The sequence below is a fragment of the Halomonas icarae genome (assembly GCF_009901955.1).
Taxonomy (GTDB): Bacteria; Pseudomonadota; Gammaproteobacteria; order Pseudomonadales; family Halomonadaceae; genus Halomonas; species Halomonas icarae.
Map to the genome: position 1 here is coordinate 1,872,635 of NZ_WUTS01000001.1, position 23,177 is coordinate 1,895,811.

Annotated in this window: 21 protein-coding genes; 20 read left to right on the plus strand and 1 reads right to left on the minus strand. The window is 62.8% G+C overall.

Annotated elements, in window-relative coordinates; genetic code table 11:
• Window positions 1–77: 77 nt before the first annotated feature.
• The 14 genes from GRB80_RS08620 to GRB80_RS08685 all read left to right on the plus strand — a co-directional run bounded on the left by GRB80_RS08620 (window position 78) and on the right by GRB80_RS08685 (window position 13,934).
• Window positions 78–1,811: an isocitrate/isopropylmalate family dehydrogenase gene (locus GRB80_RS08620; RefSeq protein WP_161423275.1), complete on the plus strand. Its 1,734-nt coding sequence runs from the start codon at window positions 78–80 to the stop codon at window positions 1,809–1,811.
• Window positions 1,812–1,950: 139 nt separating this feature from the next.
• Entirely contained in the window at window positions 1,951–2,193 is a 243-nt protein-coding gene (locus GRB80_RS08625; protein ID WP_161423276.1) for a hypothetical protein, read from the plus strand.
• Window positions 2,194–2,252: 59 nt separating this feature from the next.
• The gene (locus GRB80_RS08630; RefSeq protein ID WP_132041855.1) at window positions 2,253–2,561 is read left to right on the plus strand and encodes a monooxygenase; all 309 of its coding nucleotides are present in this window, start codon (window positions 2,253–2,255) and stop codon (window positions 2,559–2,561) included.
• A 311-nt stretch (window positions 2,562–2,872) separates the two neighbouring features.
• On the plus strand, window positions 2,873–3,988 hold the full coding sequence (gcvT, locus tag GRB80_RS08635) for a glycine cleavage system aminomethyltransferase GcvT (protein ID WP_161423277.1): 1,116 nt from the start codon (window positions 2,873–2,875) through the stop codon (window positions 3,986–3,988).
• Window positions 3,989–4,164: 176 nt separating this feature from the next.
• A complete protein-coding gene (gene sstT, locus GRB80_RS08640; RefSeq protein WP_161423278.1) occupies window positions 4,165–5,388 on the plus strand; it encodes a serine/threonine transporter SstT in 1,224 nt (407 codons plus the stop codon).
• A 64-nt stretch (window positions 5,389–5,452) separates the two neighbouring features.
• Window positions 5,453–6,832, plus strand: coding sequence for an L-serine ammonia-lyase (locus tag GRB80_RS08645; protein WP_161423279.1), 1,380 nt, complete (start codon window positions 5,453–5,455; stop codon window positions 6,830–6,832).
• Between the two features lie 228 nt (window positions 6,833–7,060).
• Window positions 7,061–7,810: a GntR family transcriptional regulator gene (locus GRB80_RS08650; RefSeq protein WP_161423280.1), complete on the plus strand. Its 750-nt coding sequence runs from the start codon at window positions 7,061–7,063 to the stop codon at window positions 7,808–7,810.
• Window positions 7,811–7,834: 24 nt separating this feature from the next.
• Entirely contained in the window at window positions 7,835–8,791 is a 957-nt protein-coding gene (locus GRB80_RS08655) for a Bug family tripartite tricarboxylate transporter substrate binding protein (RefSeq protein ID WP_161423281.1), read from the plus strand.
• A gap of 72 nt (window positions 8,792–8,863) precedes the next feature.
• On the plus strand, window positions 8,864–9,346 hold the full coding sequence (locus tag GRB80_RS08660; protein ID WP_161423282.1) for a tripartite tricarboxylate transporter TctB family protein: 483 nt from the start codon (window positions 8,864–8,866) through the stop codon (window positions 9,344–9,346).
• Window positions 9,347–9,359: 13 nt separating this feature from the next.
• Window positions 9,360–10,859: a tripartite tricarboxylate transporter permease gene (locus GRB80_RS08665; RefSeq protein WP_161423283.1), complete on the plus strand. Its 1,500-nt coding sequence runs from the start codon at window positions 9,360–9,362 to the stop codon at window positions 10,857–10,859.
• Between the two features lie 17 nt (window positions 10,860–10,876).
• On the plus strand, window positions 10,877–12,160 hold the full coding sequence (locus tag GRB80_RS08670) for a hypothetical protein (RefSeq protein WP_161423284.1): 1,284 nt from the start codon (window positions 10,877–10,879) through the stop codon (window positions 12,158–12,160).
• 471 nt (window positions 12,161–12,631) lie between these two features.
• On the plus strand, window positions 12,632–12,871 hold the full coding sequence (locus GRB80_RS08675; protein ID WP_132041863.1) for a hypothetical protein: 240 nt from the start codon (window positions 12,632–12,634) through the stop codon (window positions 12,869–12,871).
• Window positions 12,872–12,901: 30 nt separating this feature from the next.
• Window positions 12,902–13,618 (plus strand): AzlC family ABC transporter permease, encoded by a 717-nt coding sequence (locus GRB80_RS08680; protein WP_132041864.1) that lies wholly within the window; start codon window positions 12,902–12,904, stop codon window positions 13,616–13,618.
• On the plus strand, window positions 13,608–13,934 hold the full coding sequence (locus GRB80_RS08685; protein WP_161423285.1) for an AzlD family protein: 327 nt from the start codon (window positions 13,608–13,610) through the stop codon (window positions 13,932–13,934). Before GRB80_RS08680 ends, GRB80_RS08685 begins: the two co-directional genes overlap by 11 nt.
• Window positions 13,935–14,171: 237 nt before the next feature.
• Here GRB80_RS08685 and GRB80_RS08690 read toward each other — a convergent pair whose 3' ends face one another.
• Window positions 14,172–14,597: an OsmC family protein gene (locus GRB80_RS08690; RefSeq protein ID WP_132041307.1), complete on the minus strand. Its 426-nt coding sequence runs from the start codon at window positions 14,595–14,597 to the stop codon at window positions 14,172–14,174.
• 249 nt (window positions 14,598–14,846) lie between these two features.
• Between GRB80_RS08690 and GRB80_RS08695 the strand changes: the two genes are divergently transcribed.
• The 6 genes from GRB80_RS08695 to GRB80_RS08720 all read left to right on the plus strand — a co-directional run bounded on the left by GRB80_RS08695 (window position 14,847) and on the right by GRB80_RS08720 (window position 23,094).
• Window positions 14,847–16,148: a DUF3100 domain-containing protein gene (locus GRB80_RS08695; protein WP_161423286.1), complete on the plus strand. Its 1,302-nt coding sequence runs from the start codon at window positions 14,847–14,849 to the stop codon at window positions 16,146–16,148.
• Between the two features lie 11 nt (window positions 16,149–16,159).
• Entirely contained in the window at window positions 16,160–17,338 is a 1,179-nt protein-coding gene (locus GRB80_RS08700) for a M20 aminoacylase family protein (RefSeq protein WP_161423287.1), read from the plus strand.
• A 118-nt stretch (window positions 17,339–17,456) separates the two neighbouring features.
• A complete protein-coding gene (locus GRB80_RS08705) occupies window positions 17,457–18,443 on the plus strand; it encodes an NAD(P)-dependent oxidoreductase (protein WP_272922933.1) in 987 nt (328 codons plus the stop codon).
• Window positions 18,440–20,017, plus strand: coding sequence for an aldehyde dehydrogenase family protein (locus GRB80_RS08710; protein ID WP_161423288.1), 1,578 nt, complete (start codon window positions 18,440–18,442; stop codon window positions 20,015–20,017). The genes GRB80_RS08705 and GRB80_RS08710 overlap by 4 nt, the downstream gene beginning before the upstream one ends.
• A 248-nt stretch (window positions 20,018–20,265) precedes the next feature.
• Window positions 20,266–21,528, plus strand: a complete 1,263-nt coding sequence (locus GRB80_RS08715; protein ID WP_161423289.1) for an aminotransferase family protein — start codon at window positions 20,266–20,268, stop codon at window positions 21,526–21,528.
• 84 nt (window positions 21,529–21,612) lie between these two features.
• Window positions 21,613–23,094, plus strand: a complete 1,482-nt coding sequence (locus GRB80_RS08720) for an NAD-dependent succinate-semialdehyde dehydrogenase (RefSeq protein WP_161423290.1) — start codon at window positions 21,613–21,615, stop codon at window positions 23,092–23,094.
• Window positions 23,095–23,177: the final 83 nt, after the last annotated feature.

Below are 23,177 nucleotides of genomic sequence, written 5' to 3' on the forward strand. Positions count from 1 at the left end.
CCCTTGGAGGCATGGCGCCATCGTGCCTTCCGGCGTACCCTATATGCCCCTTCAAGTACGCTAAAAGAGGCGAGGCGATGAGCAGCAAGATCAAGGTCGAGGCCCCCCTGGTCATTCTCCACGGTGACGAGATGGCTCAGGTAGCCTTCGAGAAGATTCTCGACACCTTCGTGACCTCCCGACTAGAGATCCCGCTCGTCGAGATCGACCTCTCCGCCGAGAACCGCCTGGTGACCAACGGCCAGGTGGTGATCGATGCCGTGGAGGCCCTCAAACGTTACGGTGTAGGCATCAAGAATGCCGGCATGACGGTCAATCGCACGCAGCTCGGCGAACTGCTCGCCAAGCACCCCGACATCGACAGCGCTCGACTCCATCCGCTGGCTACCAAGTCCCCCAACGGGGCCATCCGCAAGGGGATCGGCGGCAACATCACCCGCGAGGACATCCAGTTCCGCAACCTGCTGGTCAAGCGCCCCGAGTGGGTCGGCCGCGATATCGTGGTCGACACCATGGAGAGTGGCGGCATCAAGGAGAGCTTCAACGAACTCTCCGGCGCTACCGGCGTGGTCAAGCTGATGTTCGTGGGCTCCAGCGGTGACCCGGTGGAGCTCCACCGCCGCGAGGTGCAGAAGGGCGATCCCTGGCTGCTGGCGACCAATGACCTGGAAGACGTCAGGGCCTGGGCACACCGTTTCTTCCAGCGCGCCGTCGACGAAAAGCGCGATATCTATCTTGGCCTCAAGGACACCGTCATCGCCGGCTACGATGGCGTGATGCGTGCCGCCATCGAGACCATCTATGAAGAGCACTACCGCGAGCAGGTCGAGGCCCTGGGACTCAGCTACTTCTATGAGCTGATCGACGCTCAGGCCGCGCGCCTGGTCGCCAACCCGCCCGAGCGTGCTATCTGGGGCGTGCCCGACAACAACACCGGACGCAAGCTCTACAAGCTGGTCGAGCAGCTCAAGCAGTTCGGCATTCCCGACCGCAAGGCCCAGGTCTCAATCTCGCGCATGAGTGCCGGTGGCGGGGACCAGTACGGCAGCTTCAATGCTCCCGCCGCGGAGGACGGCATCCTCAAGGTAATCGTCGACGGTGAGGAGAAGCACGCTCGCCATATCAGGAAGGGCGACCCCATCCTGCTGATGTCCAACGATCATGTGGCGATCCGGGATTGGGTGCTGCAGGTGTTCCGCGATGCCTCGCGCAAGAACAAGGAGGTCTACTTCGGTCTCAAGCGCGAGTACATGGAGTATGACGAGGTGTTCAGCACCGTGATCACCGACGTGCGTCGCAAGCTGGCCGAAAACGACACCGCGCCGCCCTCCTTCATGATCATGCGACCCTCCAGCCAGCTGATCAAGATGATCACCGATCCGCCCCGCAACGCGCTCTACCCGGCACAGAACCTGGACGGCGATATCTTCTCGGATATCTCCGCCGCCCTGGGGGGCAGCCTGGCCACCGCCAGCTCGATCATCGAGAGCAAGGACGGCACCATGCTGTTCGAGGCGCCCCACGGCACGGCCCACGATCTCTACCTCAAGTACCTGGAGAGCGATGGCAAGGAGGCTCACTTCAACTCCTCCGCCCTGCTGTTCGCCGTGGCCAATGCCCTGGAGACCCTAGGAGAGCGTGAAGCGAATGCCACGCTGGTGGAGTACGCCCAGCGCCTCAAGGAGGCGCTGATCGACACCGTTGCTGCCGGCGTCATTACCGGTGATCTCAAGGGCAAGACCAGCGACCCGGCCAATGAGACCCTGGTCGATATGCAGGGCTTCCTCGACGCCGTGGCCAGCCGGCTCTGACCGCCTGACATCGCCGTTCGACACCGCGTTTGACCCATACGGGGCCTGCCTTTGGGCAGGCCCCGCTGCGTTGTGCCACTCGCCTCTGGTGTCAAAAATGCCGATACTGATTACCACCCCACCAGCCGGAGACTGCCCCATGAGCGAGCACGAGCGCACCATCATGGCCTTCGACGATCAGGGCCGTGAGGTGATGATCGACATCCAGGTTAGCGTCAAGGAACTCGGCGAACTGACCCACGCCGGACCGGTCAGCGGCCCTCCCAGCCTGCGCACCCGCGAAGGTCATCCGGTCAACTACCTGGGGGGTGGCGAGTTCTCGGTGACACTACCCGGTGAGGAGGAAGCGATCTTTCGCAGCGACGACCCCGAGTTCGTCTGACCCACGTCACGACTCTACCTGCCAGCATTCATCGACTTCCCAACGAAAGGAGGCCAAAGATGGCCGTAATTCTGCAGGTACACTTCCCTTTCGAGGGCCCCTTCGGCAAGGCAATGGTCAAGGCAATGACACCACTGGCCAGGTCCATCAACGATGAACCCGGCCTGATCTGGAAGATCTGGACGGAAGACCCCCAGGCCGGTCTTGCCGGCGGCGTCTACCTGTTTGCCACCCGCGAGGACGCCGAAGCCTATCGACAGATGCATACCGCACGCCTGGAAGGCATGGGCGTGACGGGTATCGAGGCGCAGATCCTCGAGACCAATGAGGCACTATCCGCCATCAACGATGGTCCGGTAGAGGGCTGAGCATCAGCAGCATGACCACCACCCGGCGGCACAGTGTTTCCAATAAGAAAACTCGACACCAAGCCGCGACGTACCACTGCCCGCCTCCTTCTCAAGCCGGCTATCAGGCTCGTGCCAGCGTGTTTCACGGCGCTCGCCACCCCCTTGCCAAGAGTGACTCACCTGCTCCTCATGCTCCAGCCGAGCGGGTATTCTTCTTGCCGCCCATTGTTTCCAATAGGAAACATCGTCTACCCTAGATACCGTGCTATCCGGTTGCCGCTACCCTTGTGGCACCCCGCTTCGTTATTTCCTGTTATCGGAGGCCCCCCATGAGCGAGTTGAAGCGCACCCCTCTTTACGACCTGCACGTCGAGCTGGGCGCCAAGCTGGTCCCCTTTGCCGGCTACGAGATGCCGGTTCAGTACCCGTTGGGCGTAAAGAAGGAGCATGAGCACACGCGCACCGCCTGCGGGCTGTTCGATGTCTCGCACATGGGCCAGCTGCTGCTGCGCGGCCCCGCCCCCGCCGAGGCGCTGGAGACCCTGGTCCCCTCGGATATTGTCGGCCTGCCGGAGGGCATGCAGCGCTATGCGATGTTCACCAACGACGCCGGCGGCATCCTCGACGACCTGATGGTGGCCAATACCGGCGCCGAACTCTATCTGGTGGTCAATGCCGCCTGCCGCGACCAGGATATCGCCCACCTGCGCGGCAACCTGCCCGCGGGGCACGAGATCGAGGAGCTGGATCGCGGCCTGATCGCCATCCAGGGACCGCAGACCGCCGAGGTGATGAAACGCCTCTGCCCCGCCGCCACCGAGCTGGTCTTCATGCAGCATGGCCACTTCGAGATCGACGGCATTCCGGTCTGGATCAGCCGCAGCGGCTACACCGGTGAAGACGGTTTCGAGATCTCGATGCCCGCCGACCAGACCGACGCCCTGACTCGCCGCCTGCTGGCCGAGCCGGAGGTCGAGGCGATCGGCCTCGGCGCCCGTGACTCCCTGCGCCTGGAGGCCGGCCTGTGTCTCTACGGCCACGATATCGACACCACCACCCTGCCGGTTGAGGCCGGGCTGATCTGGGCCATCGCCAAGCCACGCCGCAACGACGGCGAGCGCCCCGGCGGTTTCCCGGGTGCCGAAGCGATCCTCCATCAGGTCGAGGCCAAGGACCACACCCGCAAGCGGGTCGGTCTGCTCGGCGAGGGGCGTGCTCCCGTGCGTGAAGGCGCCCCGCTGGTCGACGCCGACGGCAACACCATCGGCACCGTGACCTCCGGCGGTTTCGGCCCCAGCGTCGGCAAGCCGGTCGCCATGGGATATCTGCCCATCGCCCATGCCGAGATAGGCACCACCGTCTACGCCGAGGTGCGCGGCAAGCGCCTGCCCATGACCGTCAGCAAGACCCCGTTTATCACCCCGGGCTACTACCGTGGCAAATAACGATCGCAGCAACTGATTGATCTACGCGGCACCGGTAAGGCGAACAACGCCTTCGGCCGCCACAGCAGTACCGCCTCCTGCCCTGGCGCCACCGCGCCGGGGCAGGCTGCCATGCCAGGGCCGCGGATCCGGCCCAAGGGCAATCCAGCACGCTTCCAACCAGCGAGAGACCCTCGATGACTTCCACCCTGAAAGCCCTCTTCGGCCCCCTGATGCGCCTGGGCCTGATTACCCAGATTGCCATCGGAATCGTCTGCGGCATCCTGCTCGCCGCCCTCTCTCCGGAGCTCGCGCTCTCGTTTTCACTGCTCGGCGAGCTGTTCGTCTCGGCCCTCAAGGCCGTGGCCCCGATCCTGGTCTTCGTGCTGGTGGCGGCCGCCATTACCGGTCATCGCAAGGGACAGCCCACTCATATTCGCGGCGTGCTGCTGCTCTATGTGATCGGCACCCTGGTGGCGGCGCTGGTCGCCGTGGTGGCAAGCTTCACCTTCCCCACCACCCTGACGCTCGATATGCCAGAAGTCAGCGGCAACCCGCCGGGTGGCATCATCGAGATCCTGCGCAACCTGCTGCTCAACGCCGTTGCCAACCCGGTCAGCGCCCTGATGGAGGCCAACTTCATCGCCATCCTGGCCTGGGCCATCGGCCTCGGCCTGATGCTGCGCCACGCCAGCGACACCACCCGTAACACCCTCAACGATCTCTCCGAGGCGGTCTCGGGCATCGTGCGCGTGGTCATCCGTTTCGCCCCCTTGGGCATCTTCGGCCTGGTCGCCAACACTCTGGCACAGGCGGGACTGGGCGCCCTGCTCGAGTATGGCCAGCTGCTGGGCGTCATCGTCGGCTGCATGCTGTTCGTGGCACTGGTGACCAACCCGCTGATCGTCTTCTGGCAGACCCGTCGCAACCCCTACCCACTGGTCTTCGCCTGCCTGCGCGGCAGCGCCATCACCGCCTTCTTCACGCGCAGCTCGGCGGCGAACATCCCGGTCAACATGGCGCTCTGCGAGCGCCTCGACCTGGACCCCGACACCTACGCCATCTCCATCCCGCTGGGCGCCACCGTCAACATGGCCGGCGCGGCGATCACCATCTCGGTGATCACCCTGGCCGCGGCCAATACCCTGGGGATCAGCGTCGACTTCCCCACGGCCCTGCTGCTGTGTGTGGTCTCGGCACTGGCCGCCTGTGGCGTCTCGGGCGTCGCCGGCGGCTCGCTGCTGCTGATTCCCATGGCCGCCAGCCTGTTCGGCATCTCCACCGATGTGGCGATGCAGGTCGTCGCCATCGGCTTCGTGATCAGCGTGGTGCAGGACTCCACCGAAACCGCGCTGAACTCCTCCACCGACGTGCTGTTTACCGCGGCCGCCTGTCGAACCGCGGAAAACCGCCAGAACTGACCCGTGTCACTCGAACAGCCGTCACATATCAAGCGGTCACTCAGACAATAAAAGGTGAATGACTATGTCCATCAGCGTCTTTGACCTGTTCAAGATCGGCGTGGGGCCCTCGAGCTCACACACCGTGGGCCCAATGCGGGCCGCCTACGACTTCGTCGGCGAGCTCAATGAGCGTGATCTGCTGACCCGTGTGGCCCGCGTGGAGGTCCAGCTCTACGGTTCGCTCTCCGCCACCGGCATCGGCCACGGCACCGATCACGCGGTGATCATGGGCCTGATGGGCGAGCGCCCCGACAGCATCAATCCCGATATCATCGCGCCGGCCATCGAGGAGCTGAAGGAGTCGGAGGCACTGCTCCTGGATGACCGCCACAGCGTCTCCTTCCGATGGATCCGTGACATGCAGCTGCTCGAGGAGAACCTGCCCCACCACCCCAACGCCATGCGCCTGATCGCCCATGGACACGGCGATGAGCTCTACCGCAATACCTACTACTCGGTGGGCGGCGGCTTCGTCGTCGACGAGGCCCAGGCCGCCGAAGGGGAGCTGGATACCGACCGGACCGAGCTGCCCTTCGACTTCCAGACCGGCGACGAGCTGTTGCGCATGTGCCATGAGCACGGCCTGCGCATCAGCGAGCTGATGCTTGAGAACGAGAAGGCGTGGCGCAGCGAAGCGGAGATCCGTAAGGGTCTGCTGACCATCTGGACGGCGATGCAGGCATGCATCAAGAAGGGCATGGAAGCCGAAGGCGTGCTTCCCGGCGGACTCAACGTCAAGCGTCGCGCCAGGAACCTGCACCAGCGCATGCTGGCCAGCGAGGATGACCACTCGCTGATCGCCTCCACCATGTCGGCCATGGATTGGGTCAACCTCTATGCGCTGGCGGTCAACGAGGAGAACGCTGCCGGCGGGCGCATGGTCACCGCGCCTACCAACGGCGCGGCGGGCATCATCCCGGCGGTGCTCCAGTACTATATGCAGTTCCGCCAGGGCGCGTGCGAGCGCGACGTGGTCGACTTCCTGCTGGCGGCCGGCGCCGTGGGCATCCTGTGCAAGAAGAACGCCTCCATCTCCGGTGCCGAAGTGGGCTGCCAGGGCGAGGTGGGTTCGGCCTGCGCCATGGCCGCCGCCGGTCTCACCGAGGTGATGGGTGGCAGCGTCGACCAGGTGGAGAACGCCGCCGAGATCGGCCTGGAGCACAACCTGGGCCTGACCTGTGACCCGGTGGGCGGCCTGGTGCAGGTGCCCTGCATCGAGCGCAACGCCATCGCCTCGGTGAAGGCGATCAACGCCGCCCAGATGGCGCTGCGTGGTGACGGCAAGCAGTTCATCTCGCTGGACAAGGTGATCCGCACCATGCGTGACACCGGCGCCGACATGCAGGACAAATACAAGGAGACCTCGAAGGGCGGCCTCGCCGTCAACGCCATCGAGTGTTGAGGCACTGAGGCAAGGCTCCTCCCGAAATGCAGCAGGCCGCCCAAGGGCGGCCTGCTGCGTTCTGAATCGGATAAACCGCGTCAACGCCTCAGGCGGAGCTGCGACCAATGTCTAACGCTAGACACGTCACTATTCCCCATTGGGCGATTGACCCCACCGGGTGTGTCGCTTTACCTTAACGCAACTGGTACGGACGTCCTGACATAAGGACGTCATAAGGACTCCATCATGACTTACACGACCGTCGACAAAACCAGCCCCATACCGCTCTACCTGCAGCTTGCCGAGATCCTGCAACAGCATATTGACAGTGGCGAGCTGGCCCAGGGCGACCCTCTGCCTTCCGAGCGGGTGCTGCGCGAGACCTATGATGTCAGCCGCTCCACCGTGCGGGAGGCGGTGCTGCACCTCAAGCAGAAGGGTACCGTCGAAACACGACGCGGCTCGGGCAACTTCGTGAAAGTGATTCCCACCGTGGATCGTGACCTGCTGGGGATTCACGACTTCGACGTGCAGATCGAACAAGGCGGTCACAGCAACCAGGTTCAGATCCTCCACTTCACGGAGGAGCACCACTCGTCGCGAGTTTCGCAACTGCTGCAAGTGGAACCCGACGCACCGTTGATCAAGGTCACACGATTGCGCCTGGCCGATGGCGAACCGCTGTTCATCGAGAAGATCTATCTCGCGAGTGCCCGCTTTCCTCACATGAAGCGGGAGGACTTCAGTAACACCCAGGTATTCACCAAGAAGATCATCCAGGACTACGGGATGGACATCGACGAGGTGGTCATACAGCTCGAACCTATCCTGCTCAATCGCAAGGAGATCGAGAACCTGGGGGTTAAGCGGCATCCCGCCGCCGGATTACTCAACGAACGAACCACCTACAACAAACGAGGAGAACCGATCGTTTTTTCCAAGTGGGTCTTCAGCAGCAACCGCTGCCGTCACATGTTGAAAATAAAAGCCAAATAAACCGCACAAGGTGTCCCGATGAAAATGAAACTACTCGTTAGCGCACTTGCCGCCGCCACCCTGCTTCCCACCACCGCCGCCCTGGCAGATGGCTACCCGGAAAAGCCAATCACCATGGTCGTCGCCTACTCTCCCGGCGGTGGCAATGACACCGTATCGCGCCTGATGGCCAAGCATATCGAGCCTTATCTAGGCACTCGCATGGTCGTGGAGAACCATCCCGGCGCAGGCGGTCAGGTCGGTTTCACTCGACTGGCTCGCGCCGATGCCGATGGCTACACTATTGGCCTGCTCAGCTCGCCCTCGCTGTTCATGATCGAGATGCTGCGCGACGGCGTGGCCTACAGCCTGGATGACTTCCAGGCCGTGGCCAACATCCAGTCCGATCCGATCCTGCTGGCGGTGAACGCCTCCAGCGACTATGCCGACCTTGCCGCGCTGACCGACAATATCGCTGCTAACCCCGGCTATGTAAACGTTGGTGGCGACGGTCCGCAATCCAATGTGCACCTGCAGGCTGCAGCATTCGAGTCGGTCCTCGAGTTGGACACCAACTTCATCAGCTACAGCGGCTCCGGTCCCACTGCCACGGCGCTGCTTGGCGATGAGGTGGACGCCGCCCTGCTTAGCACAAGCTCAGCGCTACAGTTCATCGAAGCCGGACGTATTCGCCCGCTGGCGGTTTTCGACAGCGCCCGTCACCCAGCGCTGCCTGATGTGCCGACTCTGGCCGAGGCGGCCGGTGCGGAGGTTCCCAGCGTAGGCACAGCCGTCCGCGGCGTGGCCGGACCTGCCGGCATTCCCCAGGAGCGACTGGCCCACCTGGAGTCGGCCTTCGAGCAGCTGCTGCAGGATGACGAGTTCCAGGCTGCGGCCGCGAATCTGGGCATCGTCACTCACTACCTGGACAGCAACGACTTCACCGAGATGCTCGATGCGTCCCGCGAGGCCACTGCCCAGTACATCGACTTCATGCAATAACCCTCCCCCGGGTATCACGGCAGGCCGCCTCTTCAGTGGCCTGCCCTTCGCCCGTTTCCTGAGGACGCTCCCTTGACCAGCACCCGTAAAAATCTAGTCCTGTCCAGCGCCTTTCTCGTGCTGGGCCTGGCGATCACCTGGGAAACATTCGACTACGGTGCCAAATCCGCGGTCTTTCTGCGCGGCCTTGCCGTGGCCTTGAGCCTGATGGCGTTGAGCTATCTGGCCATCAACCTGCTGCGCCGGCAACACCACAACTCCGACCAGCCGGACACCTCATCTCGGCCGTCGTGGCTGGCCAACCACGGCAATGCGCTCCTGATCTTCGGTGTGGTCGGTGGCTACGTCGCGCTCATGCAGATAGTGGGCTTTCTGCTCTCGACAATGCTGTTTGGTTATCTCACCCAGCTGGCTATCGCCCGCCGCCACCGCCTGCTCCATGTCGTCTATACGGTGCTGATGTCGGCCGCCATCTATCTGATCTTCTTCAAGCTCCTGGGGATCGCAGCGCCCGAAAGCCTCCTCTCCCTGGATCAAACGCTCAAGTTCCTGTAACGAGACTCCAGTCATGTTCGAAGCCATGTCGCTCGGCCTTGCCACCGCCTTTCAACCGGCAATGCTGCTCGCCGTTCTTGTCGGGGTCACGGCGGGCGTATTCATCGGGATGCTGCCCGGCCTGACCAGTACCATGGGGGTGGCACTGCTGATCCCCGTGACCTTCTCCTTTCCCCCTGCAGTGGGCCTTTCGCTACTCGGCGGCATTTATCTCGCCTCTACATTCAGTGGCTCAATCAGTGCCATTCTGCTGAACATACCCGGTACACCCTCGGCCGTGGCCACCTGCCAGGACGGCTTCCCCATGACCCAGCAGGGCAAGGCGGGGCGGGCCATCGGTCTGTCGGTGTATGCCTCCAGCCTGGGCGGCATCTTCAGTACTCTGGTGCTGCTGTTCATGGCCCCAGCCCTCTCCGAGCTGTCATTGATGCTGGGCGCGCCAGAATATTTCCTGTTGGCACTGTTCGGCGTCACCATCATCGCCTCCCTATCCGAGGGCGACATGCTCAAAAGCATGATGGGCGGCGTACTGGGGCTGATCATCAGCCTGGTGGGAATGCACCCCATGACCGGCGAAATGCGCCTTACCTTCGGCCTTCCGGCGCTCTACGACGGCATCCCGCTAGTGATCTCGCTAATCGGGCTCTACTCCATCCCCGAGGTGATCAGCATGCTCAATGCTGACGGCAAGGCCGAGCAGGAGACCCGCTCCAGCTTTACAGGCGCATTGTCATCGCTTCGCGACGTAGTGGCCCAGAAGGTCAACCTGATTCGCTCCTCCATTATCGGCACCATCGTCGGAATCGTGCCAGGCGCCGGCTCCAGCATCGCCAGCTTCATCGCCTACGACTCTGCCAAGCGCGCCTCGCGTCAACCGCAAATGTTTGGCAAGGGGTCCGAGGAAGGGCTGATTGCTGCAGAGTCGGCCAACAACGCCGTCACCGGCGGATCTCTGGTACCTCTACTAACCCTGGGCGTACCCGGAAACCCAGTGACTGCCGTGCTGATGGGCGGCCTGATCATTCATGGCCTGGCACCTGGCCCTGCGCTGTTCGAAAACACCCCCGACATCGCCTACGGCTTCATCTTCAGTCTGGTACTGAGCAACCTAATCTTCATCCCCATCGGGCTGCTGGTGGCCAAGTACTGCGTGAAGGTAATCCTTCTGCCCCGCGAAATTCTCGCCACGACGATCCTGGCGCTGGCGATTATCGGTGCATTCGCTCTTCGTGGTCAGGTCGGCGACGTATTGATGATGCTGGGCATTGGCATCGTCGGCTACCTGTTCACGGTGTTCTCCGTCTCTCGGGCACCCATGGTGCTGGGGCTGGTGTTGGGCGCCATGGCCGAATCGAACTTGTCCCGCGCGCTGATGCTGGTGCGTGGCGATACCGGCGAGCTGATTCTGCAGTTCCTCACCCGTCCGTTCTCCATCGGCCTGGTGCTGCTCTGCCTGCTCTCCATCTATCTGGGTTTCCGCAAAGGAAAGGTGGCCAAGCCCACCGCTCAATGAAAGCTAAAGGAATACGCATGACACGCTCTTCTTCCGCCATCGCCGCAATCCCCTGCTCCATCGCCAAGTTGGGCCGTGATGGCATGCACTATTTCTTCGGGTACTACAACAAAAGTACCTGGAACGCCCAGGGTACCCAGATCCTTGCCAATCGCGTGCCCTACATGGACCGCGACCTGACCCCCGAGCTCGAAGCCGAGGTGGGTTATTTCGACTCGGTGGGCGGTGACTTCCACACGATCGGAACTACCAGCGCCTGGAACTGGCAGATGGGCTGTCAATTACAGTGGCTGGAGGGGCAAGGCAAGCGCCAGGTCATCTACAACGTTCGACATACCACGCCCCAGGGAAAGTACCCGAATTTCGGCTCAGTTATTCATGATCTGGACAGCGGCGAGTCGCGGACCCTCGCCGACCCGATCTACTCGGTAGCGCCGGACAGTTCCTATGCGATCACCGTCGATTACCGTCGCCTCTACATCACTCATGAGACGATCGGCTACGCCGAGATTGAAGGCGAGAAGCTGCCCGTGGAGCACTGCCCGGCTGACGACGGTGTCTGCCGTGTGGACCTGGATACCGGCGACCTTCAGGTACTGGTAAGCTACGACGAGCTGAAGAACTTCCATTACCGCGACTCCATGGCCAACGCCATTCACTGGGTCAGCCATATCGAGATCAATCCGGCCTCGAACCGCATCCTGTTCCTGCATCGCTGGACCGAGCGCGTGGAAGACGAGACCTGCTTTCTCCACCGCTTGATCACCATCAACTCCGACGGCAGCGACATGCGACTGCTGGAGTGCTCCGACCACCCGCTGCCACAACTGGCTGAGGACTTCGACCCCAACGCCGTGGGCACCTACGACTACGAAAAGTCGGAGTATCAGATCTCCCACCCGCTGTGGAAAAGCGATGACGAGATCATCGTCTGGGGACCGCATGACGGAGAGATCCACTATCATCTCTATCATGACGCCCCCAATGGAAAAGTCAGCGTGGTCGGTCGCGGCATCCTCACCGAGAACGGCCACATGAGCTACTCTCCGGTGAACTCACGCTGGCTGTTAACCGATACCTACCCGGACGCTGAAACCAACATCCGTAAGCTGCTGATCTTCGATACCCAGGAGGAGCGAGCCATCGAGATCGGCGAGTTCTACACCTCGGATCTCAAGAAGGAGAACCGCTGCGACCTGCACCCTCGCTGGAATCATCAGGGCACTCAGGTCTGCATCGACTCCGTACATGACAACGAACGCCAGATGTACATCATCGACGTCACCCCCGTGATCAACTAAACACCAGCCTCTCAGGCAGCATGACAGCCTGATCCACTGCCCCCGGAAGCCCCCGGGGGCAATCCGTTCAAGCCCCCGGCACTGCACAAACTTGGTGACGCTGGCGCAGAACAAGCTCACCTCCTTCCCCCAATCACCGCCGCAAGCCCGCTCATGAGACAATGAAGGCACCCAGGCGCCTTCAAGGCAGCCATTGACAGCTCCTTACCACCGCCGTACTGTGAACTCAGCGCCGATTTGACTATCAGCTTGCGGGCGCTCTACAAGTTCCGCTAAAGCGACGCCCAGAGCCCGCTTTAGCCCATGCAAAGCGGGTTTTCTGTTTCTGGCCCTCGGGCCACCGCCGATTTAAGCACCAACTTGCGGGCGGAATATAAATGCAGCTAAAGCGGCGCACGGCTCCACTCCCCTGGGTCGGCGCTTGCCGACTACGCCAACCATCGTCTTACAGGGGAATGGGAGACCACCATCATGACCTACTCGATACAGACCACCGCTAAACGGCCCTCGAACACCCCGCGCGCCTGCCTCGCGGCACTGGACCTGACTCAGGAAGACCTCGTCCGTCCGGAGCTGCGCGACGATGTCATCCTCGCCAAGCGACTGCCGCGTCATGGAAACACCATCACCGGCCGGCATGATCCGCTGGTTGGCGGCCATCGAACCGGACGAACGGCTCTTGCTGTAACATCAACCAATCTAAATACCTGATCCGAGTACCAGGGCGTAGAGGAGCATGACATGGCACGCAAGGAGGCGACATTGCACCGGCTGGATCGAGCGCTGGTGTGGGATGGATTCAAGGCGCTGCTGCCCATCTCGCTATTCGTCACCATCTTCGGCATCGCCTTCGGCCTGGCCGCCACCCAGGCCGGGCTCGGTGACGGCACCATCATGCTGATGAGCACCCTGGTGTTCGCCGGCGCCTCCCAGTTTGCCGCCCTGGAGCTGTGGGAGCCGCAGATCCCGCTGTTCACCATGATGGTGACCGTCTTCGCCATCAATGCTCGACACCTGCTGATGGGGGCTACCCTCTACCCCTGGCTCGAACCGCTCCCGCCTGCCAAGCGCTACGGCATCATGCTGGTCGCCTCCGACGCCAACTGGGCCATGGCCACCCAGGCGTTCACCCGCGGCCGCCCTGGGCTCGGCCTGATGCTGGGTGGCGGCATCGCCCTGTGGTGTTTCTGGGTTCTCGGCACCTGGCTCGGCCTCAACGTGGGGGGTGCCATAAGCGATCCCGCCAGCCTGGGACTCGACATGGTGATGGGCTGCTTCCTGCTGGCCATGGTGGTGGGCGGCGAGAAGAACCTGCGCATGCTGCTGATCTGGGCGGTGGCCGCCGGCGCCTCGCTGCTCGCCTTCTACTATCTCCCGGACAACAGCCACGTGGTGGTGGGAGCCATCGCCGGTGGCCTGGCCGGCCTGACCTGGGGGAAGCGTGACCATGAGCATTGAGGCAACCGGTCTGGGAACCGTGATCATTATCCTGGCCATGGCGCTGGTCACTCTGGCGACTCGCTGGGGCGGTGTATTCGTGATGTCCTTCGTCCCCATCGGCTACCGCGTCAGGCGCTTCATCCACGCCATGTCGGGCTCTGTGCTGGTGGCGCTGCTCGCCCCACTGGCGGTAAGTGGCGACAACGGCGCCCGCCTGGCCCTGCTGACCACCGCGGTGATCATGCTGACGCTGAAGAAGCCGCTGCCGGCCATTGCCGGGGGCATCCTGGTGGCAGCGCTGTTCCGACAGCTCTGGCCCGCACTAAGTGCCTGATCTGAAGTTTTCGTGTAGTGTCGGTGTTTGGATCACTGACACGGATGAACCCATGGCAAGGCGCCCCATGTGCTTCATTGGTCGGACTGGCGACGAAAGCACCAGTACCGGGCTTGGCGGTGCCACTGTCGGCAGCAGCAAGCCCGGATGGCAATGCATGAACGATCACGGCATTAGTTACGACTGTAGTACTAAGCAGTAACTATGTCTCGCGGAAGGTTCCGGCGAGGCGCTCCGTCACTCTTTCAGTGTCGCCTCGAGGGTGATTCTCGCGGTCAGCAGCTTGGAGATCGGGCAGTTCTCCTTGGCGCCGTTGGCCGCCTCCTCGAAGGCCGCCTGATCGGCACCCGGCACGCGGCCCACGGTGGTCAGATGGACATCGGTAACCGTCAGGCTGTCCGGATCCAGGGTCACCTTGGCCTGGGTATCGATGCTGTCGGCGGTGTAGCCCGCCTCGCCCAGCACCAACGACAATGCCATGGAGAAACAGCCGGCATGAGCGGCTCCGATCAGCTCCTCGGGATTGGTGCCCGCGGCACCTTCGAAGCGGCGGCGGAAGTCATAGGGCGTCTCCTTGAGCGCGCCGCTACCGGTGGAGAGCGAGCCGCCCCCCTCCTTCAGGCTACCCTTCCACTGTGCACTTGCGGTGTTCTCGATGCTCATGACGTCTCCTTATACTTGGCTTATATGAGTCGGTCGTATCATCCTTCACCCCAGACTATGCAGATGAGTGACCCAAACGGCAAGGTGCCACTTACGCCAGGCACCTGCCGTGACAGCATGACGATTACCGGAGGCGTTCCAATAATCAGAACATCGAGCGGCTTTCATTAGCCCATGGGGCTTGCCAATACTGCGACGGGCACGCCGCTGGCATAGCGATATTACAAACCGACCCACCGAGGACGCCCCATGCCACTCTCTGCCCTGCTTAACTGGCGCCTTCACGCGCTGGTCGCCGCCGTCGCCCTACTCTCCGAGTTCATCGGCATCCAGCGTCTGCCGCTGGGCCCCGGCACCCTGCTTCTTCTGCCGCTCTTCTATGCCTTCATTCTTGGCGTGCTGCTCAACCCCCATGTAACCCGTACCGCCGGTCGAGTGGTTCCCCTGAGCGTCAGCGACGCCGCCGGGCCGTTGACCCTGCTGGCGATCATGCCCTTCATCGCCCGGTTCGGCTCGACCATCGGTCCGGCCATCGAAGACCTGATCGATGCCGGCCCCGCGCTGATCCTCCAGGAGCTGGGCAATCTCGGTACCATGCTGATCGCCATGCCGCTGGCGGTAGTGGTGTTCAAGATGGGCCGCGAGGCGATCGGCGCCACCTACTCCATCGCCCGGGAGCCCAACATCGCGGTCATCTCCGACAAGTATGGCCTCAAGGGACCGGAGGGCATCGGCGTCATGGGCACCTACGTGGTAGGTACCATGTTCGGCACCCTGTGGTTCGCGTTGATGGCGGGCTATCTCACCTCTCTGGAGATCTTCGACCCCCGTGCCCTGGCCATGGCCTGCGGCGTGGGAAGTGGCAGCATGGTCGCCGCCTGCTCGGCGGCCATCGCCGGCACCCTGCCCGAGCTCAAGGAGGAGCTGCTGGCCTTCTCCGGCGCCAGTAACCTGATGACGTACGCCACAGGCCTCTACCTGTCGCTGTTCGTCGCCCTGCCCATCGCCGAGAAGCTCTATTCCCTGCTCGCCGGCAAGCGCCAGGCCAAGGCGGTAGGCGCCCAGGTCAGCATGCCCACCGAAGAAGCCCCGAGCAGCGCACCGGAAGAGGAGCGCCCCGAGCGCAACCTGCCCAAGACCGCCATGGCCATGGCCGCCGCCTGCGCCGTGGCCTGGGTGGCCAACACCGTCAACGGCAGCGACCTGATCACCGCCTTGCCCGGCATGCTGATCCTCTATGTGATGACCATGCTGGGCCTGATCATCACTCGCTTCGCGCCCTTCTATCTACCTGGCGTGGCCTGGGTCTCGCTGGTCAGCATCGTCATGACCCTGCCCTGGTTCCCCGGCAACGCCTGGCTGATCGACCAGCTCAGCGCGGTCAACTTCCTGGCCATCGTCACCCCGGTGCTGGCCTACGCCGGCCTGGCGCTGACCAGGCGCGAGCTGGGCATGTTCCGCAAGGCCGGCTGGAAGCTGGTGATCATCGCACTGCTGGTGTTCACCGGCACCTTCCTCGCCTCCGCCCTGATCGCCGATCTGCTGCTGTGAGCCGTTTCGCCATGACCCAGACCCTGACCACTGTTCCCGACGTCGATACCCTGCGCGAGTGGCGCCATGACTTCCATCGCCACCCCGAGACCGCCTTCGCGGAGCATCGCACCAGTCAGCGCATCGCCGAGATCCTGACCGAGGCCGGGCTCGACATCGTCACCGGCCTGGGCGGCGGCACCGGCATCGTCGCCATCCTGGACGGCAAGCGCGGGCCTGGGCGCAGCATCGGCCTGCGCGCCGATATCGATGCCCTCGATGTCACGGAAGCCAGCGATGCCCCCCACGCCTCGCGGATTCCCGGCAAGATGCATGCCTGCGGCCATGACGGTCATACCACCATGCTGCTCGGCGCGGCCTGCCAGCTGGCCCGCAACCCCGATTTCGCCGGCCGCGTCCACTTCATCTTCCAGCCTGCGGAGGAGAGCGAGGGCGGCGGCCAGGTGATGGTCGAGGAGGGGCTGTTCGAGCGCTTCCCCATGGAGGCCGTCTACGGCCTCCACAACTGGCCAGGGCTGCCGGTGGGTGAGGCCGCGGTGCATGACTCCGCGGTGATGGCCGCCTTCGATGTCTTCACCCTGACCCTGACCGGCAAGGGGTGCCACGCCGCCATGCCGCATCTGGGCACCGATGTGGTGCTGGCCGCCTGCCAGCTGGTGTCGCAGCTGCAGGGGCTGATCAGCCGCGAGACGCCCGCGCACCAGACCGCGGTGCTCAGCGTGACCCAGCTCCATGCCGGCGACGCCTTCAACGTCATTCCCGAAACGGTAGAGCTGCGTGGCACCCTACGCTGCTTCGATGAACCCCTTCGCGCCCACCTGCAGCAGCGCTTCCACGACGCCGTCGAAGCGCTGGCCCGCTTCCATGGCTTGGGCGTGGCGTTCGACTACCAGCCCCGCTACCCGGCGACGATCAACACTCTGGAGCAGGCCCAGCACTGCGCCGCGGTTCTCGAGTCGCTGCCCGAGATCACCCGTGTGCATCACGACCTGCCGCCGAGCATGGCCTCCGAGGACTTCGCCTTCATGCTCAACGCTCGCCCCGGCGCCTATATCTGGCTGGGCAACGGCGAGGAGAGCGCGGCGCTGCACAATCCCCACTATGACTTCAACGACCACCTGACCCCGATCGGCGTGAACTACTGGGTGCAGCTGGTTCGTCAGCTACTCGACACACCGTCGGTCGACTGAGCGCCACCGCGCTCTCGCCGAACAAGACATTTCCCAAAGCCTGCCCGCCCGGACGCCTTGCGTCCGGCGCGGATGGCCGATCCTGGCCGTCAAAACGAGGTAGCCTCCGTCTCTCCCCCTGCCAACAACGCCATCTCACGACCGCCAGCTTCATGCATATCAACCACAAGACGCTCACCAGAAGGAGTGCATCGTGACCATCACCATCACCGTTATCGGATTGGGCAACATGGGCCGCGGCATGGCCCTGACCCTGCAGCGTGCCGGCTTCACCGTCCAGGGCAGCGACATCGATCCCGTCGCACGCCAGCGCCTTGCCGACGAAGGCCTCGCCACCCTGGCCCCCGAGGCGCTGGGCGCCAGCGACATCTACCTGCTGTCGCTGCCCACCTCGGCCCACGTCGAGCGGGTGCTCACCGAGTCGCCGGGGCTGCTCACCCTGGCGCCCAAGGGCAGCGTGATCATGGACACCTCCACCAGCGACCCCAGCGTGACTCGCCGCCTTGCCGCCCGGGTCGAGGCCGCCGGCCTCGAGTGGCTCGACGCCCCTGTCAGCGGCGGCCCGGCCGGTGCCATCGAAGGCAAGCTGGGCATGCTGCTGGGCGGCAGCGCCGCCACCGTGGCACGTCTCGAGCCGGTGCTAGACGCCCTCTCGGCCAAGGCCACCCACGTCGGCGGCCCCGGCAGCGGCCATGTGGTCAAGCTCGCCAACAACTACCTGTGCGCCGCTCATCTGCTGTCTACCGCCGAGGCCGTGGCCATGGCGCGCCGCGCCGGCGTCGACCCCGCCGCCTGTCTGCAGGGGCTGAACAGTGGCTCGGGACGCAGCGCGGTGAGCGAGGTCAACTTCCCGCGCTGGATTCTCTCCGAGACCTTCGACTCCGGCTTCAGTACGGGCCTGATGCGCAAGGACCTGCGCCTGGCGCGCCAGACCGCCGACGCCCTCGAGATGCCCGAGGGGCTGCTGGGCAAGGTGGTCGAGGCCTGGCATGCCGATACCGAGAACCTGTCCGACGGCGAGGACTTCAACGCCATAACCCGCTTGCTGCTCGACGCCGCCGAGCGCTATGCGTCGACCCATAACGATGAGGAGACACACCCGTGAGCAATGCCCTGAATCAGCGCGCCCGTGATGCCCTCGTGCTGCTGCTCGATGCCTACGGCATCGACCCCAGTGACCCGGCCACCAACTGGATTGCCGGAAACCTGGTGGCCGGCAAGGGTGAGACGATCACCCTGCTCGACCCTGTTACGGATCTGCCGCTGCTGACGTATCGGGATGCGGGGGCGGCATGTGTCAGCGAGGCCGTGAGCGCCGCCACGACGGCCCAGTCGGAGTGGATGGCGCTGAGCGCCAGCGAACGAGGCCGCCGCCTGCAGGCCGCGGCTCGTGGACTCGCCGGGCACGAGGATGAGCTGTCTCGGCTGGAGAGCCTGATCGCCGGCAAGCCGGTCAGCGACTGCCGCGGCGAGGTCGCCAAGGTGCGCGAGATGTTCGAGTACTACGCCGGCTGGTGCGACAAGCAGCATGGCGAGGTGATCGATGTCCCGACCACCCACCTGAATTACGTGCAGCGCATCCCCTACGGCGTGGTCGGCCAGATCACCCCCTGGAACGCCCCGATCTTCACCTGCGGCTGGCAGCTCGCCCCGGCCCTGGCGGCGGGTAACGCGGCGGTGCTCAAGCCCTCCGAACTCACCCCCCTCACCTCGGTGCTGCTTGCCATGCTGCTCGAGCACGGCGGCCAGCTACCGGCGGGGCTGATCGGCATCGTCAACGGCCTGGGCCACACTACCGGCCAGGCGCTGACGGCTCATGACGATATCGCCAAGCTGGTGTTCGTGGGCTCGCCCGAGACCGGCCAGAGGATCGCCGAAGCCGGCGCCCGGCGCCTGGTACCCAGCGTACTGGAGCTGGGCGGCAAGTCGGCCAACATCGTGTTCGACGACGCGGCTCTCGACGACGCGATCGGCGGCGCTCAGGCCGCCATCTTCGCCGGGGCGGGGCAAAGCTGCGTGGCCGGTTCGCGACTGCTGCTCCAGGAGAGCCTGCTGCCCGAGTTCACCACACGCCTGGCGCGCGCCGCCGAGGCGATACCCGTGGGGCTGCCCAGCGACGACGCCACGCGCATGGGGCCGCTGCAGAACGCGGCCCAGTATCGGCGCGTGCATGAGCTGATCGACGAGGCGCTGGCCCAGGGCGCCACCCTGTTGACCGGCGGCAAGCCCCCCGGCGACCTGCCGGCGGAGGCCGCCGAGGGCTACTTCCTGGCGCCGACCATTCTTACCGATGTCACCCCGGAGATGACCATCGCCAACGAGGAGGTGTTCGGCCCGGTGCTGGTGGTGATGAGTTTTCGTGATGAGCAGGAGGCAGTGGCACTGGCCAACGCGACCCGCTTCGGCCTGGCCGGCGCGGTATGGAGTCGCGACACCGCCAGGGCACTGCGTATCGCCCATCAGTTGCGCGCCGGCACCGTATGGGTCAACAGCTACAAGACCATCAATGTGATGTCGCCCTTCGGCGGACTGGGGGAGAGCGGCTACGGGCGCTCCAGCGGCCTCGACGGCCTGCGCGAATACACCCTGCCGCGCAGCGTCTGGGTGGAGACCGCCGCCCACGCCACCGCCGCCATGGGCTACGGTGACGGCCAGGCCCGGCCAGACAATTCCCGATAAGCTCCGGCTACAGAGCGAAAACGTAGCCAGCCGCTCAGTCGACCTGGCGCGATATCCCATACTCGGGAGCACCGAACCCCAAGCTTCTCAGGTGAGTAAACCACCATCGAAATATAGCAAGACCGACAATAGAGGGCTTGGACTGGACAGCCCATAGACTAACGATGCTATAGTGCCGCTGAAGATTGTACGACAATCTTCAGCGCATATCCTCCCGCCCTGCTCTCTGACAGAAATAGGTGCCAACAATGAAAACTCCTGCATTATGGAGCGCCCAGGCGCACATGCCATCCATCATCGATCGCCAGATTCGAGTGGTATCTGCGCAAGGCGCCTATCTCACCACCGACAAGGGCAGCCGACTCTTCGATGGAACCTCATCACTGTGGTATTCGAACATTGGCCATGGGCGTGAAGAGATGGCCCAGGTTGCCTACGAGCAGATGAGAACGCTCGATGCGTATCATGTGTTCGGACGCTATACGAATGATCGCGCCGTTGAGCTGTCGGAAAAGCTGGTCGACATCGCACCAATGGATAACGCCAAGGTGATTCTGAACAGCGGAGGCTCTGATGCCATTGACGTGGCCTTGAAGCTTGCACGTCGTTACTGGAACCACATTGGCCGCAAGACCAAGACGGTAATTATCAGCCGGGAGCACTCCTATCATGGGCTTCACGCCTACGGCACTAGTGTCGCCGGCCTTGATTTCAACCGAGAGGGGTACGGCACTGATTCGCTAGTCAGTGGTACCGAGCGAGTTGAAAAACATTCAACCACAGCCTTCGCCGAAGCCATCGAGCGAATCGGTGCGGAGAATATCGCCGCCTATATTGCCGAGCCCATCCTCGGCACCGGGGGTGTACACCCGCCTCAGGAAGGTTATTTTGAAGAAATTCAAAAGATGTGCCGTGACAACGAGATCCTCTTTATTGCCGACGAGGTCATAACCGGTTTCGGCCGCACCGGCAGCATGTTTGCTTCAACGCGCTATGGTCTGCAGCCGGATATCGTTACTTTCGCAAAAGGGGTCACCTCAGGATATGCAGCACTGGGCGGCATCTTCGTTGCTCCTCGCCTGTGGCAGCCCTTCTTCGAGCGAAACGCCAATGCTCCAATCTACCGCCACGGCACCACCTACTCAGGACACCCTGTCACAGCTGCCCTGGCACTGAAGAATCTTGAGATACTTGAGCAAGAGAGCCTGATTGAGCGTTCAGCACATCTCGAGCAGGTTTTATCCAATTCATTATCGGAGATCGAGTCACACGAGCTCGTGGCCAGCACTCGTGTAGGTGGCTTACTCGGAGCAATAGAGCTTCGCGATATAGCCCAGGCCGAGGTGATCACCGACCAGCTCCTTGACCTGGGCTTCATCAGCCGTCCCCTGAGGGGAAATAGCGTACAAATCAGCCCCCCCTTCATCTCCACGGATCAAGAGGTACGCAGTCTAGTCGAGGCAGTTCGATATCTTCTTGACGATATCCAGCCTGCTCGTATCCGAGCCTAGAGATTAGTGCATGCACACACATCCTGCGCACTGGTGCGCAGGATGTTCAGCTGATATAGACAAACAAGAAAAGGGAATAATAACATGAGCTTACTGGCCCCGTCACGAGAACGGCTTGCAGCTTCTGAACAGGCCCTGAAGAGTCTACAGGGCTACAGCAACAACAAGCCAACCGATACGGAATTCTCGGTTTTCGACCCATCGACAGAGCAACGCATTGCCACCTTACGAAACATGACGGCCCAGGAAGCTATCGTTGAGGTCAAAACGGCAGATAGTGCAGGACGTGCCTGGGCTAAAACGACACCGCGGCACCGTTCTGACACCCTCCATAACGTGTATTCGCTGCTAATGGAAAACCAGCACCGACTTGCCTATGTCATCAGCCGTGAGATGGGGAAACCCCTAGCGGAAGCTCAAGGAGAGGTGCAGTATGCTGCTGATTATGTCAGGTGGTACGCTGAAGAGCTGCTGCGCCCTGCCGGGGGGTATCGCGAAAACCCTGTGGGTGGCTCTACGATCCTGACCCGCCGCGCGCCTATCGGTCTGACACTGCTTATCGCGCCCTGGAACTTCCCCATGGCGATGATCACCCGCAAGATTGCCCCAGCCATCGCCGCGGGATGTGCATCGATTATTAAACCTGCGGCGTTAACTCCACTCACCACTCTTCTCACCGTCGATCTAATGGCGGAAGCCGGTGTGCCGCGCGAACTAATGCGTGTGGTTACAACCACTGAGCCTGCGGCCTTTAGTGAGGCAGTGCTTTCAGACCCCCGCATAAGAAAATTATCCTTCACCGGATCCACCGGCGTGGGCAGCACATTGATGCACCTGGCGGCGAAGAATATCGTCAAGAGTTCCATGGAGCTCGGTGGTAACGCCCCACTCATCGTATTTGATGATGCCGACCTGGAGCGTGCCGTAGAAGGTGCCATGTTGGCGAAGCTGCGTAATGGAGGACAATCCTGTGTGGCAGCCAACCGCTTCTATGTCCAAGACGGCATAGCCGACGCTTTCATCGAAGCCTTCACCGAGAAGATGTCAAAAGTCGCTGTCGGTGATGCCATCGCCGAGGGCGTTGGTCTTGGCCCGGTCATCAATCAAGAAGCCGTCGACAAGCTCCAGCATCTTGTAGACGACGCCATCGCCTTGGGTGCAGAGCTGAAAACTGGTGGCAAACAACCGGAAGGCGATGGTTACTTCTTCTTACCCACTGTTCTCGATCAGGTCCCGGCAGAAGCCGATATCGCCAACGCCGAGATTTTCGGCCCCGTAGCGGCCATATCATGCTTTTCCACCCAAGAGGAGGTGATCTGGCGGGCAAACGATACTCCCTTCGGCCTGGCAGGTTACGTGTTCACGGAAAATCTTGATCGCGCACTCAATGTTGCCGATGAGCTAGAGACCGGTCTGGTAGGCATCAATAACGGGGTACCCTCCAACCCAGCGGCTCCGTTCGGCGGGATGAAACAGTCAGGCCTTGGCCGCGAGGGCAGCCACGAAGGTCTCGAGGAGTATCAAGAGATTCGCTACTACAACATTGCTCGTCGTCCCACCGACTGACACACTTGGCTTGGAGGCTCTCCTTGCCTTGCGATGTCTGGCCTCCCTCTTACATTGCTGTCACCTACCCTTGTTCTGCTGTC